This is a genomic window from Novosphingobium beihaiense (assembly GCF_022832375.1).
Classification (GTDB): domain Bacteria; phylum Pseudomonadota; class Alphaproteobacteria; order Sphingomonadales; family Sphingomonadaceae; genus Novosphingobium; species Novosphingobium beihaiensis.
Genome location: NZ_JALHLG010000023.1, coordinates 25,266 through 40,255 on the forward strand (window position 1 = coordinate 25,266; position 14,990 = coordinate 40,255).

The window sequence follows — 14,990 nt, forward strand, 5'->3', positions numbered from 1 at the left end:
TCAGTCCCGCACCAGCCGGACAGCCTCGTCCATCCGCATGCGGGCTTCTCCAAGCCGTTCCTCCGCCTCACGCAGCAGCAGCCTGAGCTGCCCGGCCTCGTCCTTCGCGGGCGCCGCCGCATCTTCGAGCAGGCCGTGCAGGAACAGGCGCACGCAATACCGCGTGTGCTGCCCGATCGAAACCATGTCCATCCGCATGCCCCACGCCGCATTGTTGGCCGGGCCGCTGACAACGATGCTGAGGAACGCCTGCGCGGCATCTTCCGCCCGCGCAAAATTGCCGCCACCGCCGCCTAGGCGCCGCCGGAACAGATCGGCAAGATAGCGCAGCGTCGGTTCGGTGCCGCGCCGCACGTTTTCCTGCGCGATTTCGGGCATCGCCACCGCTTCGGCATTGGTCAGGCGCAACAGCCTGAGGCCTGCGGGATTGAGGACATTCTGCACCAGAATCTCGCCGATCCGCATCAGGCTGGCTTCCAGATCCTCGCTCTCCTGCTCGCGCAGACTTTCCACTGGCACGATCCATTCGTCGATCGCCCGGCTGAGCGCGGCCTTGAACAGGTTCTCCTTGTCCCCGTAGCGGGCATAGACGGTGCGCTTGGCCATGCCCGCACTCGCGCAGATCGCGTCGATGCTGGTGCCCGCAAACCCTTTTTCCAGAAACAGGTCGAGCGCCTTGTCCAGCAGCTCCTCGTTGCTGAGCGACGGCCTGCCGGGCCGCCTGCGTTCAGATTGCTCCATTACGTTCGGCGCCCTCCGCGGCCACGGCCATGACTTCCTCGCTACTCGCGAACCCCACTTTTAACACTCTAACGTGCTGGAAAGCAGGCCGCAAATCATTTTAAAACCAGTCAGGACATAAAATGTATCGCAGGTGAGAATTTCACAGATGACTGACAATCAAATCAGTGCTATTGAAACGATCAAGGTGACAATTAAGCACTATCGGACCGCACGGCAGAACGCGGCCGATCCATCTGAACCGGGAGCGGAAAAGAAATGGCGATACCGTCAGTGGACCTCACCCCTAGGATCGGGTCCGAGCTCAAGCTGGACAAGGCCGCGCTGCTCGGCGGCGAATGCGCGCAGGAGATCCGGCGCCTGCTGGTCGAACGCGGCGCGCTGGTGGTACGCGGCCTGCACCTCAATGATCAGGAACTGCGTACGGTGGCCCGCACGCTGGGCGATCTGCGTATCGGCGGCTCCAAGCGCAGCGCCGACGGCAAGACGCTCAACGAGGGCGACGAGGGTATTCTCAAGGTCAGCCTCGATCCCGAGGTGAACCCGGACTACGCCCGGTTCCTGTTCGGCAATCACCTCTGGCACATGGACGGCACCTATGAGGAAGTGCCGCCTTTCGCGACGCTGTTCACACCCTACCGGCTTTCCGAACAGGGCGGCGACACCATGTTCGCCAGCACTTATGCCGCTTACGAGGACTTGCCTGCAGACGAGCAGGCCTGGCTCGAAACCCTGCGCGTGGTCCACACTATGCAGGCCGCGCTGTTTCCCGCCAAACGGGACTGCACGCCCGAGGAATTCGCCCTGTGGTGCAGCTACCCCCAGCGTTCGCACCCGCTGGTCTGGCAGCACAAGTCCTGCCGCAAGTCGCTCGTGCTCAGCACCTCGGGCGCTTACGTCGAAGGGATGCACCCGGCCGAAAGCCACGACCTGCTGCAGCGGCTGATGATCCACGCGACGCAGGACCGCTACGTCTACCGGCACCAATGGCAACCCGGCGATCTGGCGCTGTGGGACAACACCGGCACGATGCACCGCGCCATGCCCTTCGAAGCGGGCAGCAAGCGCGAATTCCACCGCTGCACATTGAACGGGGAAGAACCCGTCACGGCCCCGGCGCCAATGGTCCCGGCGGAAAAGGCAAAAGCCACGGCCTGAGCGCCGCGAACAGACAAATAGATGAGGAGAGAGCAATGCAGGTAGGCGTACATCTGGGCTATCAGAACCTTCGCGGCGAAAGCGATATGGAATTCTTCCGCCGCGAGACGCAACTGATGGTGGAGGCAGAGGCCATGGGCTTCGACTTCGCCGCGTGCGTGGAGCACCACTTCACCGACTATGCCGCCTGCCCCGATCCGCTGCAGGCGCTCAGCTACGTCGCGGCCAAGACCAAGACCATCAAGCTGATGCCCGCCGCGATCATCCTGCCGTGGAACGATCCGCTGCGCGTGGTCGAGAAGATGGCGATGCTCGACAGCCTGAGCGAAGGCCGCGCGGTGCTCGGCATGGGCCGCGGCGCCGCCCGGCGCGAGTTCAAGTCCTTCGGCCGCGATCTCGCAGACAGCCGCGAGATCTTCGACGAGGCCGCGCTGATCATCATGGACGGCCTCGAAACCGGGATCGTCAGGGCGGACACCAAGTGGTTCCAGATCCCCGAAACCGAAATCCGTCCGCGCCCCGAAGGCTGGACCCGGGAGCGCGCAGTGATGGTCTCGATGTCGCCCTCTTCCGCCGAAGTCGCAGCGGACTATGGCCTGAAAGCCCTGCGCTTCAGCCAGGGCGACTGGTCGAAGGCCCTGCCCGAGATCAACAACTACCGCGACACGTTCAAGGCGAAACACGGCAAGGCCGCCCCGCCCTTCATCATCTCGGACTTCATGGTCTGCTTCGAGGACAAGGCCAAAGTCACCGAATATACCGACAAGTACTTTTCCGCGCAGTTCCAGCAGGTGGCAACGCACTACGAGTTCATGAGCCCGCACTTCAAGTCGCTGCCCAGCTACGCCACTTACGCCTACATGGGCGAGGCCGCCGAGGCGCGCGGCGGGGCGCACAATGCCTACAAGGACTATATCGGCGGCAACCTGATCGGCACGCCCGAGGAGCTTTACGAAAAGCACCTCGAACGCAAGCGGATGGTCGGCGACTACGAGATCATCGCCAATTTCAGCTTCGGCGGCATGCCTTACGAGGATGTGTACGAGCAGATGAAACTCTTTGCCGACAAGGTCATGCCGATGCTGAAGGCGGAAGAGCCGGTGATGGCATAAGCTGATGTCTTCCCCCTCCTCTTCAGAGGAGGGGGTCAAGGGGGTGGTGGCGCGCCGCACACGCTGTGCCTGATGGCCAACCACCACCCCGCTGCGACTAGGCCTTGCCATGCAAGCCCAAGTCTCGCGCCCCTCCTCTGAAGAGGAGGGGAAACAGAGGAGAAAAAATGACCGAAATCGCAGGCCGCACGGCCGTCGTCACGGGCGGCGGGAACGGGATCGGGATGGGACTGGCAAAGGAACTGGCGCGCCATGGCGCCAGAGTGGCCGTTGCCGACATCATGCCGGAGAATGCGGAAAGGGTCGCAGCCGCCATTCGCGAAGCCGGCGGCGAGGCCGTGGCACTGGCCTGCGACGTCTGCGAGCGCAGTTCCATCGCTGCAATGCGCGATGCGGCACACGAAGCCTTCGGGCCGGTGCACCTGCTCTTCGCCAACGCAGGGGCGACATCGTTCGAACCGTTAACGGAGATGAGCGACGATGACGTCGACTGGATCCTGCAGGTCAACCTGCACGGGGTGATGAACACCACCCGCGCCTTCCTGCCGGACATGATAGCCGCCGGAGAAGGCCACGTCTGCGCCACGGCCTCCATGGCCGGGCTGCTGCCGGGATGGATTCCGGTCCACGCACCCTATTCCGCCGCCAAGGCCGGGATCATCGGGCTGATGATGAACCTTGCGCTCGAACTGCGCGAGCATAATGTCTTCACCACCAGCTATTGCCCGGGCGGCGTCGCCACCGGCATGAAGGACAACAACGCCCGCTACCGCCCGGCAAGGTTCGGTGGCCCCGGCGAAGCGGAGCTGCATGTCAGCGACGCGTCGGCGAAGGCCAAGGCGATGGCGTTCTATTCGCCCGAGGCGGTGGCGCCGATGGTGCTCGATGCCGTCCGGAACAATCGGCCTTTCATCTTCGATCATCCCGAACAGCGCGCGGAGTTCCGCCGCACCTATTCGGCTATCGTCGAGGCCTGCTATGATGCGGCGGACGCGTGGCACGCGGACCATGGCACGCCGGAAGCCAACCCCGAAGGGGCGCGGCTGGCGACGACCTGAAAAACAGGCGCCGGGGAACAAAGGAGAGGAAGAATGGGCCAGCTCGATGTCCGGCCGCTGATCGAAGGGCGCGATTTCGGCGTCCGCATCCGCGGCATCACACTGGAACAGACGAAAGACCCCGCCGTGCGCGGCGAAGTCAACGCCCTGTTCGACAAGCATGGGATGATCGTGTTCGAAAACGTGGAACCGTCCGGCGCAATGCACGTCGCGCTGTCCGACATCTTCGGCCCGATGAAGGACCACCCGAGCAAGGCCGTGCCGCGGGTCGATCAGGATGCCATGCCCGGCGTCATCGACATGGAAACTCCCGCCCTGGCAGACGGCGCCATGACGGTAGACGGGCGCACGGTGATTTCCTGGCTGCCCTGGCATTTCGACCATGCCTACAACAACGAACTCAACCGCGCGGGCGTGCTGCGCGCCATCGACATTCCCCCCGAAGGCGGCCTGACCGGCTTCGTCGACGGGATCGAGCTGTACCAGCGGATGTCCCCGGACCTGCGCGGGAAGATCGAACATGCCAGGGTGCTCTACCGCATGAACGTGGTCATGGAGAATTTCCGCTTCGGCCGCCCTGCCGACTATACCATCCATTCCGAGCGAACCGGCACCGAAGCGGTGATGGAAGCCAGCAAGAACGTGCCGCGCGCCATCCATCCGGCGGTCTGGACCCGCCAGACGGGCGAGAAAGTACTGCATGTCTCACCCTGGATGGCCGAAGGCATCGAAGGCAACGAGACACCCGAAGGCGACGCGCTGCTCGATGCCGTCAGCCGCGAAGTCTTCTCGCTCGCCGAGGATCTGAGCTACTGGCACGCTTGGAAGCCCTCGGACATGCTGATCTGGGACAACTGGCGCGTGCTCCACGCCGTGAGCGGCCACGATCCGCGCTACAAGCGCCGGATGCAGCGCACCACCATCAAGGGCGACTATGGCCTCGGCTCTTTCGAAGGCGGAGCCTCGAACGACAACGAGATCCTCGAACGCACGTACTGAACCGCATGGCCCTTCTCGCGAGAGATTGCGCGGCGGGTCAGGCCCGGCCGGTTTCGGTGGAAAGCAGTGCCGGATCGATCCCTTCGGCGCGCCAGGTTGCGCTCCAGCGGGCGTCGACCGGCGTATCGAACAGGATTTCCCTCCGGCCTTCCGCCGCGTACCAGCCGTGATGGCGCATCTCGCCTTCCAGCTGGCCCGGACCCCAGCCCGCATAACCCAGCGCCATCAGCCAACGGCTCGGCCCGCGCCCTTCAGCGATCGCGCGCAGGATATCCATCGAGGCGGACAGCGCACAGACCGGCTCCACCGCAACAGTATCCGCCCCGCCCCAGTCGGTGGAATGGAGAATGAAGCCGCGCCCCGGCTCCACCGGGCCGCCATGCAGCACCGGGCAATCGGGCGCGACGCCCGGATCGATACCCAGTTCCTCCAGCACTTCGTGAAAGCTGACGCCTTCGCGTTCATGGCCGATGCCGATGCCCAGCGCCCCGTGTTCGTCATGCACGCACATCACATTGACCGAACGTTCGAAACGCTCGTCGAACATGCCGGGCATGGCCAGCAGGATCCTCCCGGAAAGGTATTGTTCCTCCGTCACACCGGTAAATGTAGACACTTGGCGGACAGGGGCAAGGGGACGGGCCCGGCGATCTGCTCTCCACCTTCGGGACAGAGCGCTTCCCCGCAGCGGCGGGGCGGCCTATGCAGACTGCCCAAACAAGGAGAGATGCCCCCGTGAGCCTGCTGTTCGCGCTGCCCGAAGCCCCGTCCGTCCCCATCACCGGCGAAGACACCCGTTTTCCGGTCCGCCGCATCTTTTGCGTCGGGCGCAATTACGAAGCGCACGCCCGCGAACTGGGCAACACGGTCGACCGCGAAGCGCCGATCTGGTTCACCAAGGCGCCTGCCGCGCTCTGCCATAGCGGCACAGCCATTCCTTATCCGCCGGGCACGGCCAACTGCCACTATGAAATGGAATTCGCCGCCGCCATCGGCGCTCCCGCTTTCCGCATTGCCCCGGAAGCCGCGATGGACGTGGTGCTGGGCTATGCCTGCGGCCTCGACATGACCCGGCGCGATCTGCAGAACGCGGCCAAGAACAAAGGCTACCCCTGGGACACGGCAAAGGACTTCGAAAACGCAGCCGTGATTGCCCCGATCACGCGGGCGGCGGCGTTCGGCCCCATCGCCACGCAGCGCATCGCCTTGTCGCAGAACGGCGCGGTGAAGCAGAACGCATCGCTGGCCGAAATGATCTGGTCCCTGCCCGAACTGATCGCCGATCTGTCCCGGATGTATCACCTCGCACCGGGCGATCTCATCTACACCGGCACGCCCGCGGGCGTGGGCCCGGTTGCGGCAGGCGACATTCTGGAAGGCACCGTGGAAGGGCTGGAGCCGGTCCGCCTCACCATCGGCCCGGCCGAGTAACGCCAGGCCATGCGCGCGGCCCCAACGAGGACTCCAAAGTCCACGTCGATCCGACCGCCTGAAATCCCAAGGACCTAATCCCAAATCATGCCTTTCCTGCAAAATCGCGTCATCCTGCCTGCGGCGGCGGCGGCTTTCGCCCCCCTCTCCCTGACCGCGCCCGCCCATGCCGGCGAGGCAGACGCTTCCACCATTGTGGTGACAGGACACGGATTGGAAGACGGCCCATCCGTCCCGGCCTACGACGTCACCGTGCTCGATCGCGATGCCGTGGCCGCCAGCGCATCGGGACGGATCGAAGACGTGCTGTCCTCGGTCGCCGGGTTCGCGCAGTTCCGGCGGTCGGACAGCCGCTCTGCCAACCCTTCCGCGCAAGGCGTGACGCTGCGCGCGCTGGGCGGCAATGCCTCCAGCCGCGCTCTGGTGCTGCTGGACGGTGTTCCCGTCGCCAATCCCTTCTTCGGGTATATCCCCCTCTCCGCCCTGAGCCCTGCCCGGCTCGCCTCTGTCCGGGTGACGCGCGGCGGCGGCATGGGTGCGTTCGGAATGGGCGCCGTGTCCGGCACGATCGAGCTGGCCAGCGCCGGTCCGGACGAAACCGGCCTGCTGCAAGGCACCGCGTTGATCGACCAGCGCGGCGAGACACAGCTCTCCGCCACCGCCGCCCCCCGCCTCGGGCAAGGCTTCGTCACCGCCAGCGTGCAGTGGGACAGGGGCAAGGGCTTCTGGACCACGCCGAAGGACCAGCGCGGCGCGGCTTCTGCCCGTGCCGCCTATGAAACCGTGTCCGGCGCCCTGCGCGCCGTTGCCCCGCTTACGGATACGGTGGAGATTCAGGCTTCGGGCCTCGTCTACGACGACAGCCGCACCCTGCGCTTCAAGGGGGCCGATTCCACGTCGTCAGGCCAGCAGGCCAGCCTTCGTTTCGTGGGCCGGGGAAACTGGCAGTTCGACGTGCTGGGCTATTGGCAGGCCCAGAACTTTTCGAACGTGGTGATCAGCTCGTCGAGCCACAGGAAAGTGCTCGATCAGGCCAAGACCCCGACTCTGGCGATTGGCGGCAAAGCCGAAGTGCGCCCGCCGGTGGGCGATGCCCATGTCCTGCGGCTGGGTGCGGACTTGCGCCTGTCGCAAGGGCACCTTGCCGAAGTGCCCTATTCGGGTTTCACCGGGCTGGCCACGGCGTTCCGCCGCGCCGGGGGCGATCAGTCGGACCTTGGCCTCTATGTTCAGGATGACTGGACGCTGGGTGCGGTGATCCTCACCGCGGGCGTCCGGGCCGACCGCTGGACGATCCGCAACGGTTTCTACCGCGAACGCAATGCCACAGGCATGGTCAGCGAGGACACGGCCTTCGCAGACCGTTCGGACTGGACCGTCAATGCACGCGGCGGCGCTGTGTGGAACGTGAACGAGGCGCTTTCCCTGCGCGCGGCGGCCTATACGGGCATGCGCCTGCCCACGCTGAACGAACTCTACCGCCCCTTCGTGGTCTTTCCGGTCAGGACCGACGCCAATGCCGCGCTAAGGCCCGAACGGCTGCGCGGATACGAGGCCGGTATCGAAGTGCACCCGGTGGAAATGCTGAGCCTGTCGCTGACTGCTTTCGACAACCGCCTGAAGGATGCCATCGCCAACGTCACCATCGCCACCAACTTGCGCCAGCGCCAGAATGTCGATGCCATCCATGCGCGCGGGATCGAGGCCGCGGCCGGCCTCGCCTTCGGGCAGGTCAGCCTGAACGGGTCGCTATCGTGGACCCGTTCGAAAGTGAAGGCCGGAGGAACGCAGGCGGCCCTCAATGGCATGCGGCCCGCACAAGTGCCCAAGCTGGCCGCCAGCGCCACGCTGGCATGGGCGCCGCGCCCCGAATGGCGGCTGGCGGCTACACTGCGCCATAGCGGGCCCCAGTACGAGGACGATCTGCAAACCACGCAGCTTCCCGCCGTCACCACGATCGATGCCTATGCCCGCATTCCGCTGACCGGGGCGTTCTCCCTGATCCTGCGCGGCGAGAACCTGACGGACGAGACGATCGTCACCCGCAACCAGGCCGGATCGATCGACCTCGGTGTGCCGCGCACGCTGTGGGCAGGTGTGCAAGTGGGGTTATGATGGACTGGCGGGACGGTGCGTGAAGGCTTAAGGGAAGGGCCATGCCGCGCCTGACCGTCAACCAACGTCCGGTCGAATTCGACATGGCCCCGCAGACGCCCCTGCTCTGGGCTTTGCGCGATGCCGCGAACCTCACCGGCACCAAATACGGCTGCGGCGTAGGCGATTGCGGCGCCTGCATGGTCATGGTCGATGGCACCGCACTGCGATCCTGCCTGATCACGCTGGGCGAATGCGAAGGCCGCTTCGTTGTCACGATAGAGGGGCTTTCGCACGACCGCTCGCATCCCGTGCAGCAGGCGATGGTGGCCGAACAAGCGATCCAATGTGGCTATTGTACGCCGGGCATCGTCATCAGCGGCGCGGCGCTGCTCGCGCGCAACCGCAATCCCAGCGAGGCGGAGATCAAGGAGGCGATCCCCAACCTCTGCCGCTGCGGCGTCTACCCGCGCCTCGTCCGCGCGATCCAGCGCGCCGGTGCCGTCGCCCGCCGCGAAGAAACGATCAGCGCGGCGCCCGCCCCCGGAATTACCCGCGAGGATGCGGCCCGGGCGGTGCCCGCCATGGCACCGCCGCCCGCCGCTCCCGATCCGCAACCGGCATCCACAGGACAATAAGGAAACAGCGATGAAAGCCACGATCTGGCACAACCCCAAATGCGGAACTTCGCGCAAGACGCTGGCGGTTCTGGAAGAAACGCCGGGCCTTGATGTCGAAGTGATCGAATATCTCAAGACCCCGCCCAGCGCGGAAAAGCTGGCCCAGCTTTACAAGAATGCCGGGATCACGCCGCAGCAGGGCCTGCGCATGCGCGGCACCGACGCCGAAGAGCGCGGCCTGCCCTCTGCCGATGATGCCACCGTGCTGGCGGCCATGGCGGCCGAGCCCATTCTGATCGAACGCCCGCTGGTGGAGACCGGCAAGGGCGTCCGGCTCTGCCGCCCGATGGAAAAGGTCCACGAAATTCTGTGACGGACCGATAGTTTATCTGGACGAGCGGTCCCCACCGCCTTGCAATGGCAGAAGTAATCTGCCACCGCATGGCACTTCCATGACACGATAACAGTGCGAGAGCTTACGCCAGCATGACCAGTTCCGAGCTTGCCCGAGAGGCCTTTCCGCAGAAGATCAAGCGGAAGATCAAGCAAACTCTCGGCCCCTGGGGCGTTTTCTTTGACGGCTTCCTGCGCAATCCGGTGATGGTCGGTTCGATCGTTCCGTCCTCGCGCTTCACCATCAATCGCATGCTGTCGCGCGTCGATTGGGACAACTGCAAGCTCTTCGTCGAATACGGCCCGGGCGTCGGCACCTTCTGCCGCCCGGTGCTCGACCGCATGCGGCGCGATGCCATGCTGATCGTTATCGACACCAATCCGCGCTTCATCGAGTATCTGCGCCGCACCATCACCGACAGCCGCTTCGTCGCGGTCAACGGATCGGCGGCCGACGTGGAAGAGATCGTGCGCGCGCATGGGCATGAAAAGGCGGACTACGTGCTGTCCGGCCTGCCCTTCTCGACCCTGCCCGACGGCGTCGGCCCGGCGATTGCGGCGGCCACTTACCGCGTGATCCGCAAGGGCGGCGCGTTCCTGGTGTACCAGTTCACCCCGCGCGCGCGCACCTTCATGGCCAAGCACTTCAAGCGGATCGACAATGCGATCGAGCCGATCAACGTGCCGCCCTGCTTCCTGTACTGGGGCTGGAAGGACGAAGACGACGCCGCCTGACGGCGGCGCCGCTTCTTTTCCCTTTTATTCGAACGTCTGCGAGATCGTTCCGGCCGAAGGCCCGGCGAGCTGGCGGTGCGTGTATGCCAGAACCGCGATCAGGATCACGCTCGCCACCGCGCCGATCGTGCCCGATATCACGCCTGCCAGCAGCGTCAGGGCCTGCCCTTCGCCCAGCAGCATCGCGGCGGGGCCCACAACCACCACCGTCACCATGAAGGCGATGGCCAGATAACCGATCGTCAGCAGCAGGAAGAACCCGAACAGGCGCAGGCTGTTGTGCCGCGTCAATTGCCATGACCGGGTCATGGCCGCGACCGGATTGCCGGTCCCTTCATTGATCACCACCGGCACCACCAGCGAAAACTTCACCGACAGATAGACCAGCAGCACGATCAGCGCGAAGGCTACCACCACCGATGCGACGCCCGTGCCCGCCACGAAACCGATCAGCCCGCCCAGCACGAGCCCGAAAACCATAGAGGCCATGAACATCCCTGCCATCGTCAGCAGCGCGGCGCCGATCAGTGCCGGCAAGGCGCGCAGGGCCACCATGATCGCCTCGCCCACGGTGGGCCGCCCGCGATCGCTCAACAGCGCCATCACGGTGAGATACCCCACGCCCTGCACCAGCATGCCGCCAATGCCGAAGCCCAGGAACAGGCCGATGTGCTCGTAGAAAATCGCCTCGAACACCTCCGGCTTGCCCATCGACTGAAGCATCTGGGCCTGCACATCGGTGAGGAACACGGTCGAAAGCAGCGTGGGCAGCAGGAAGAACACCCCCGCGACCGCCAGCAGCACATGCCGGTTGGCACTGACTGCGGCTATCGCGTCGATCCACGCCCTGTTGCTATCAAACTTCATACATACTCCCGGGCGCCACTGGGCGCGCTGCTGAGATCCCGTTTCGAAAACGCCAAGCGGAGGCGCGGCGGGTGCCGAACTTTCGAAGCGGACTCCTAAAGGGTCTTGATAACCGCAGGGAATGACGCCACGCAACGCGCCATGACGATTCCCGCTACAGATACCGGTGAATTGACGCTGCCCGGCGATATCGAACTGCGCGTGTCGGCCGGGCCCGTCCCCTACCGCGAGGCGCTGGACGAAATGTCCGCGCGCAACGCCGCCATCGCCGCCGGAGAGGCGCGCGAGCTGATCTGGCTGCTCGAACATCCGCCGGTCTATACCGCCGGAACCAGCGCCGCTGCGGCGGAACTGCTCGATCCCCGCTTCGAAGTCGTGGAAGCGGGCCGGGGCGGGCGCTACACTTATCACGGCCCCGGCCAGCGCGTGTGCTACGTCCTGCTCGACCTCAAGAAGCGGGCGCGCGATGCGCGCGGCTTCGTCCACGGGCTGGAAGGCTGGGTGATCGATACGCTGCGCGATTTCGGGGTGGAAAGCTTCCGTTCCGAAGGCCGGATCGGCATCTGGACCACCGATACCGACGGGCGCGAGGCCAAGATCGGCGCCATCGGCGTGCGTATCCGCAAGTGGGTGACGATGCACGGATTCGCCGTGAACATCCGCCCTGACCTGTCGCACTTTGCCGGGATCGTTCCTTGCGGTATCGAGGAGTTCGGCGTGACCAGCCTGGCCCGCCTTGGCCGCGAAGTCAGCTTCGATGCCTGGGACAAGGCCCTGATCGCCCGGGCCGGGAATTTCCTCTCCGCCCTTGAAAGCCCCTGCCCCCGGGAGACCGCCTGAATGACACCCCAGACCGTCCTGCCCCGCGCAGCGCTTGTCCTGGCGCTCGCCGCCGCACTGCCGCTCGGCGGCTGCAAGAAGGACAAGAAAGAACCGGCCAAGGCTGCCGCTGCCGCCGGAGGTGAGATCCTGCCGCGCTCGGTCACCGACGACATGCTGCCTTACGACACGGTCAAGTCGCAGGCACCGCTGGCCAATCCCGATGCAGGCAAAAACAAGGGCAAGACCAGCCCCGCGGCCACACCTTCCGAAAGCGCTGGTGCGGATGAGGAAGAGGCTGCGGCCGCGGCGCCTCCCGCAGCAGAAACCGCGCCTGAACCCGCCGCGCCAGACGCCGGTTAGAGCACAATCGCCTTTGCGAAAGCCTTCGTCATTGCGAGCGAAGCGAAACAATCAAGGGTCGGTACGCACGCTCTGGATTGCCGCGGCCCTTCGGGCCTCGCAATGACGGCATAAGGAACACGATCAGACTCCCTGCCAACGCCGCACACGGCGGCCCCGCCACCCGCTGCGACGCTTCTAGCTACAGTGCCTTTTCGTAGATCACGTATTCGCGGTTGACCTTGCTGTCGATCGCATCGGCAATCGCATTCATGCCCTGATTGTCGTCCAGCACCCAGCCGATTTCACCCCGCTTGGCGTCGAATTCGGAGACGGCCGCGCGGCGGATGTACTCGATCATCATGAAAGCCAGCTGGCTGGCCAGACGCGAGGACTGCAGCTTCTTGCGCACGCCCATCAGCGGCACCCGCATATCCGCGGGCCGGGGCTTGCGCAGCCACAGCAGCAGCTTGATCAGGCCGAAGATCGACGGCTTGCCCTTGCGCCCGTTCACCCGCTTTTGAATGCCGTTGAGATCGGGCAGCGTCATCATGAACGCCACCGGCTCACCTTCGTATTCGGCAATCCGGATCAGGCTGGGATGCACCAGCGGTTTCAGCGCCTTGCCGGTATGGGCGATTTCCTCTTCCGTAAACGGCACGAAGCCCCAGTTGTCAGACCAGGCATCGTTCAGAATATCGCAGATGATCCCCGCATCCCGGTCGAAATGCTTGAGATCCACGTTGCGCACGTGGATCTTTTCGTTCTTCTCGCCCGAAGAGACGATCCGCTGGATCAGCTTCGGGAACTGCTTGGTGACGTCCAGCTCATACGTGTAAAGCGACTTCGCCCGGCCATATCCCGCGCCTTCGATCCAGCCCTGATAAGCGGCATTGTGATGCGCCATCATCACCATCGGCGCATGATCGTGCCCCAGCACATGCAGGCCGGGCTCTTCCCAGACGGAAAGGTTCATCGGCGCCAGCACGCGCGTCATGCCTTCCTTGCGCAGCCAGTCCTCGGCCGTAGCGATCAGAGCCTTGGCGACATCCTCGTCCTCCGCCTCGATCGCGCCCCAGTTGCCCGTGCCGGGCCCCATGCCCTGCTCCACCGGCTGTTTCAGCGCCAGTTCATCGATATGCGCCGATATGCGCCCCACGGCCTGCCCCCCGCGCCGGGCCAGAAAGAGCTGGCAACGGGCATGATCGAAGAACGGGTTCTTGCCCGGAGTGAATTTCGAAATTTCCTCTGAGTGTAAATTGGCTACCCAATTTTGATCTGCCGCATTGAGCCGGTAAGCACAGTCCACGAAGGCGGCGCGGTCGGCCTTGCTGGAGACGGGCGTGATGACGAGTTCGGAATTGGCCACGATGCTGCCTTTGTTCCAGCCTATGGGATCTGCGGATACGCGAAGTGCGGCGCCGCGCAGCCCCTTGTCAAGCGGTGCCGGCCCCGCCATCTCCACGAACCTTGCTCCGGGTGCGGTTTTGCCCGGAATGTTTTGGAATTGAACGCATGACTGCCCCGAACGTGATCGACCAGCCCCGGCCCTCTCCCCAGCAGGAGCCTGCGGCGCGAACCGCCTCCACCTGGCATTCGCAGATTCCCGACGACAAGGCGATGCTGCGGGCCGCTGCCGAGCTGACGCGCGACATCGCGACGGCCCGCGCCGCCATCTACTGGCCGGACATGCTCGGATCGGCAGCTCTGGGCTATGCCGCGCTGGCAGGGGCAATCCTGCTGGACAGTCCGCTGGCCGCACTGGCCTGCGGCCTGCTCGCCTCGCTCGCACTCTACCGCGCGCTGCTGTTCATCCACGAGCTGACTCACATCCACAAGGATGCGCTGCCCGGCTTCCGTTTTGTGTGGAACCTGCTCGTCGGCATTCCCCTGCTGATCCCCTCGTTCATGTACGAAGGCGTGCATACGCAGCATCATGCCCGCACCCGCTACGGCACGATCGAAGACCCCGAATACATGCCTCTGGCGCTGATGAAGCCCTGGAGCCTGCCGGTTTTCGCGCTCACCGCGATCCTGCTACCGCCAGCGCTGCTGGTGCGCTCCGCGCTGCTGGTGCCGCTGGGTGTGATCATCCCGCCCGTGCGCAAGCTGGTGTGGGAACGCGCCTCCTCGCTGTCGATCAATCCGCAGTACCGCCGGCGCAAGCCCGAAGGCGCCTTTGCCCGCATGGTGTTCTGGCAGGAACTGGGCGCCTCGATCTGGGCGATCGCGCTAGTGGCTGCGAGCATCGCCTATGGCTGGCGGCCGCTGATCATCGCCCTGTGCGTCGTGTCGCTCACGGCCTTCCTCAATCAGGTGCGCACGCTGGTTGCGCACTTGTGGGAGAATGACGGCGAAGCGATGACAGTGACGGCGCAGTATCTCGATTCGGTCAACGTGCCGCCGCCCGCTCTGCTCTCGCCGCTGTGGGCTCCTGTAGGCCTGCGCTTCCACGCGCTGCACCACTTGCTGCCCTCGATGCCCTATCACTCGCTTGGCGAGTGCCACCGGCGGATTTCAGCACATCTCGGTGCAGGTTCGACTTACGAGCAGGCGAGCTACAAGGGCCTGATGCCGCTGCTGACCCGTCTGGCGCGCAGCACGATGCGGGCCGGGTAAGA

Annotated in this window: 16 protein-coding genes; 12 read left to right on the plus strand and 4 right to left on the minus strand. The window is 64.9% G+C overall.

Going from position 1 to position 14,990, the window contains the following annotated elements; all coding sequences use genetic code 11:
* Entirely contained in the window at window positions 1–741 is a 741-nt protein-coding gene (locus MTR66_RS14415; protein WP_243922243.1) for a TetR/AcrR family transcriptional regulator, read from the minus strand.
* A 258-nt stretch (window positions 742–999) separates the two neighbouring features.
* Here MTR66_RS14415 and MTR66_RS14420 point away from each other — a divergent pair, with 258 nt between their 5' ends.
* The 4 genes from MTR66_RS14420 (at window position 1,000) to MTR66_RS14435 (ending at window position 5,068) form a co-directional block, all read left to right on the plus strand.
* On the plus strand, window positions 1,000–1,899 hold the full coding sequence (locus MTR66_RS14420) for a TauD/TfdA dioxygenase family protein (RefSeq protein ID WP_243922245.1): 900 nt from the start codon (window positions 1,000–1,002) through the stop codon (window positions 1,897–1,899).
* A 35-nt stretch (window positions 1,900–1,934) separates the two neighbouring features.
* Entirely contained in the window at window positions 1,935–3,011 is a 1,077-nt protein-coding gene (locus MTR66_RS14425) for an LLM class flavin-dependent oxidoreductase (protein ID WP_243922247.1), read from the plus strand.
* A gap of 167 nt (window positions 3,012–3,178) precedes the next feature.
* Window positions 3,179–4,069, plus strand: a complete 891-nt coding sequence (locus tag MTR66_RS14430) for an SDR family NAD(P)-dependent oxidoreductase (RefSeq protein ID WP_243922249.1) — start codon at window positions 3,179–3,181, stop codon at window positions 4,067–4,069.
* A 33-nt stretch (window positions 4,070–4,102) separates the two neighbouring features.
* Window positions 4,103–5,068 (plus strand): TauD/TfdA dioxygenase family protein, encoded by a 966-nt coding sequence (locus MTR66_RS14435; RefSeq protein ID WP_243922251.1) that lies wholly within the window; start codon window positions 4,103–4,105, stop codon window positions 5,066–5,068.
* A 37-nt stretch (window positions 5,069–5,105) separates the two neighbouring features.
* Here the strand turns inward: MTR66_RS14435 and MTR66_RS14440 are convergent, their stop codons facing one another.
* The gene (locus MTR66_RS14440) at window positions 5,106–5,624 is read right to left on the minus strand and encodes a YqgE/AlgH family protein (protein WP_243922307.1); all 519 of its coding nucleotides are present in this window, start codon (window positions 5,622–5,624) and stop codon (window positions 5,106–5,108) included.
* A 179-nt stretch (window positions 5,625–5,803) separates the two neighbouring features.
* On the opposite strand from MTR66_RS14440, the gene MTR66_RS14445 reads away from it, so the two are divergent.
* From MTR66_RS14445 to MTR66_RS14465, 5 genes are all read left to right on the plus strand, one after another.
* Window positions 5,804–6,499: a fumarylacetoacetate hydrolase family protein gene (locus tag MTR66_RS14445; RefSeq protein WP_243922253.1), complete on the plus strand. Its 696-nt coding sequence runs from the start codon at window positions 5,804–5,806 to the stop codon at window positions 6,497–6,499.
* Between the two features lie 87 nt (window positions 6,500–6,586).
* Entirely contained in the window at window positions 6,587–8,614 is a 2,028-nt protein-coding gene (locus MTR66_RS14450; protein ID WP_243922255.1) for a TonB-dependent receptor plug domain-containing protein, read from the plus strand.
* A gap of 41 nt (window positions 8,615–8,655) precedes the next feature.
* Window positions 8,656–9,231 (plus strand): (2Fe-2S)-binding protein, encoded by a 576-nt coding sequence (locus tag MTR66_RS14455; protein WP_243922257.1) that lies wholly within the window; start codon window positions 8,656–8,658, stop codon window positions 9,229–9,231.
* 10 nt (window positions 9,232–9,241) lie between these two features.
* Window positions 9,242–9,586, plus strand: coding sequence for an arsenate reductase family protein (locus MTR66_RS14460; RefSeq protein ID WP_243922259.1), 345 nt, complete (start codon window positions 9,242–9,244; stop codon window positions 9,584–9,586).
* A 113-nt stretch (window positions 9,587–9,699) separates the two neighbouring features.
* Window positions 9,700–10,341: a class I SAM-dependent methyltransferase gene (locus tag MTR66_RS14465; RefSeq protein WP_243922261.1), complete on the plus strand. Its 642-nt coding sequence runs from the start codon at window positions 9,700–9,702 to the stop codon at window positions 10,339–10,341.
* 24 nt (window positions 10,342–10,365) lie between these two features.
* Here MTR66_RS14465 and MTR66_RS14470 read toward each other — a convergent pair whose 3' ends face one another.
* Window positions 10,366–11,208, minus strand: coding sequence for a glycerophosphoryl diester phosphodiesterase membrane domain-containing protein (locus tag MTR66_RS14470; RefSeq protein WP_243922262.1), 843 nt, complete (start codon window positions 11,206–11,208; stop codon window positions 10,366–10,368).
* Between the two features lie 141 nt (window positions 11,209–11,349).
* Here MTR66_RS14470 and lipB point away from each other — a divergent pair, with 141 nt between their 5' ends.
* Both lipB and MTR66_RS14480 read left to right on the plus strand, forming a co-directional pair.
* On the plus strand, window positions 11,350–12,048 hold the full coding sequence (lipB, locus tag MTR66_RS14475) for a lipoyl(octanoyl) transferase LipB (RefSeq protein WP_243922264.1): 699 nt from the start codon (window positions 11,350–11,352) through the stop codon (window positions 12,046–12,048).
* On the plus strand, window positions 12,049–12,390 hold the full coding sequence (locus MTR66_RS14480; protein ID WP_243922266.1) for a hypothetical protein: 342 nt from the start codon (window positions 12,049–12,051) through the stop codon (window positions 12,388–12,390).
* 181 nt (window positions 12,391–12,571) lie between these two features.
* Here the strand turns inward: MTR66_RS14480 and MTR66_RS14485 are convergent, their stop codons facing one another.
* Window positions 12,572–13,738 carry an N-acetyltransferase gene (locus tag MTR66_RS14485; protein ID WP_243922310.1) on the minus strand — a complete coding sequence of 389 codons (1,167 nt, stop codon included), beginning with the start codon at window positions 13,736–13,738 and terminating at the stop codon, window positions 12,572–12,574.
* Window positions 13,739–13,884: 146 nt separating this feature from the next.
* On the opposite strand from MTR66_RS14485, the gene MTR66_RS14490 reads away from it, so the two are divergent.
* Window positions 13,885–14,988 (plus strand): fatty acid desaturase family protein, encoded by a 1,104-nt coding sequence (locus tag MTR66_RS14490; protein ID WP_243922268.1) that lies wholly within the window; start codon window positions 13,885–13,887, stop codon window positions 14,986–14,988.
* Window positions 14,989–14,990: the final 2 nt, after the last annotated feature.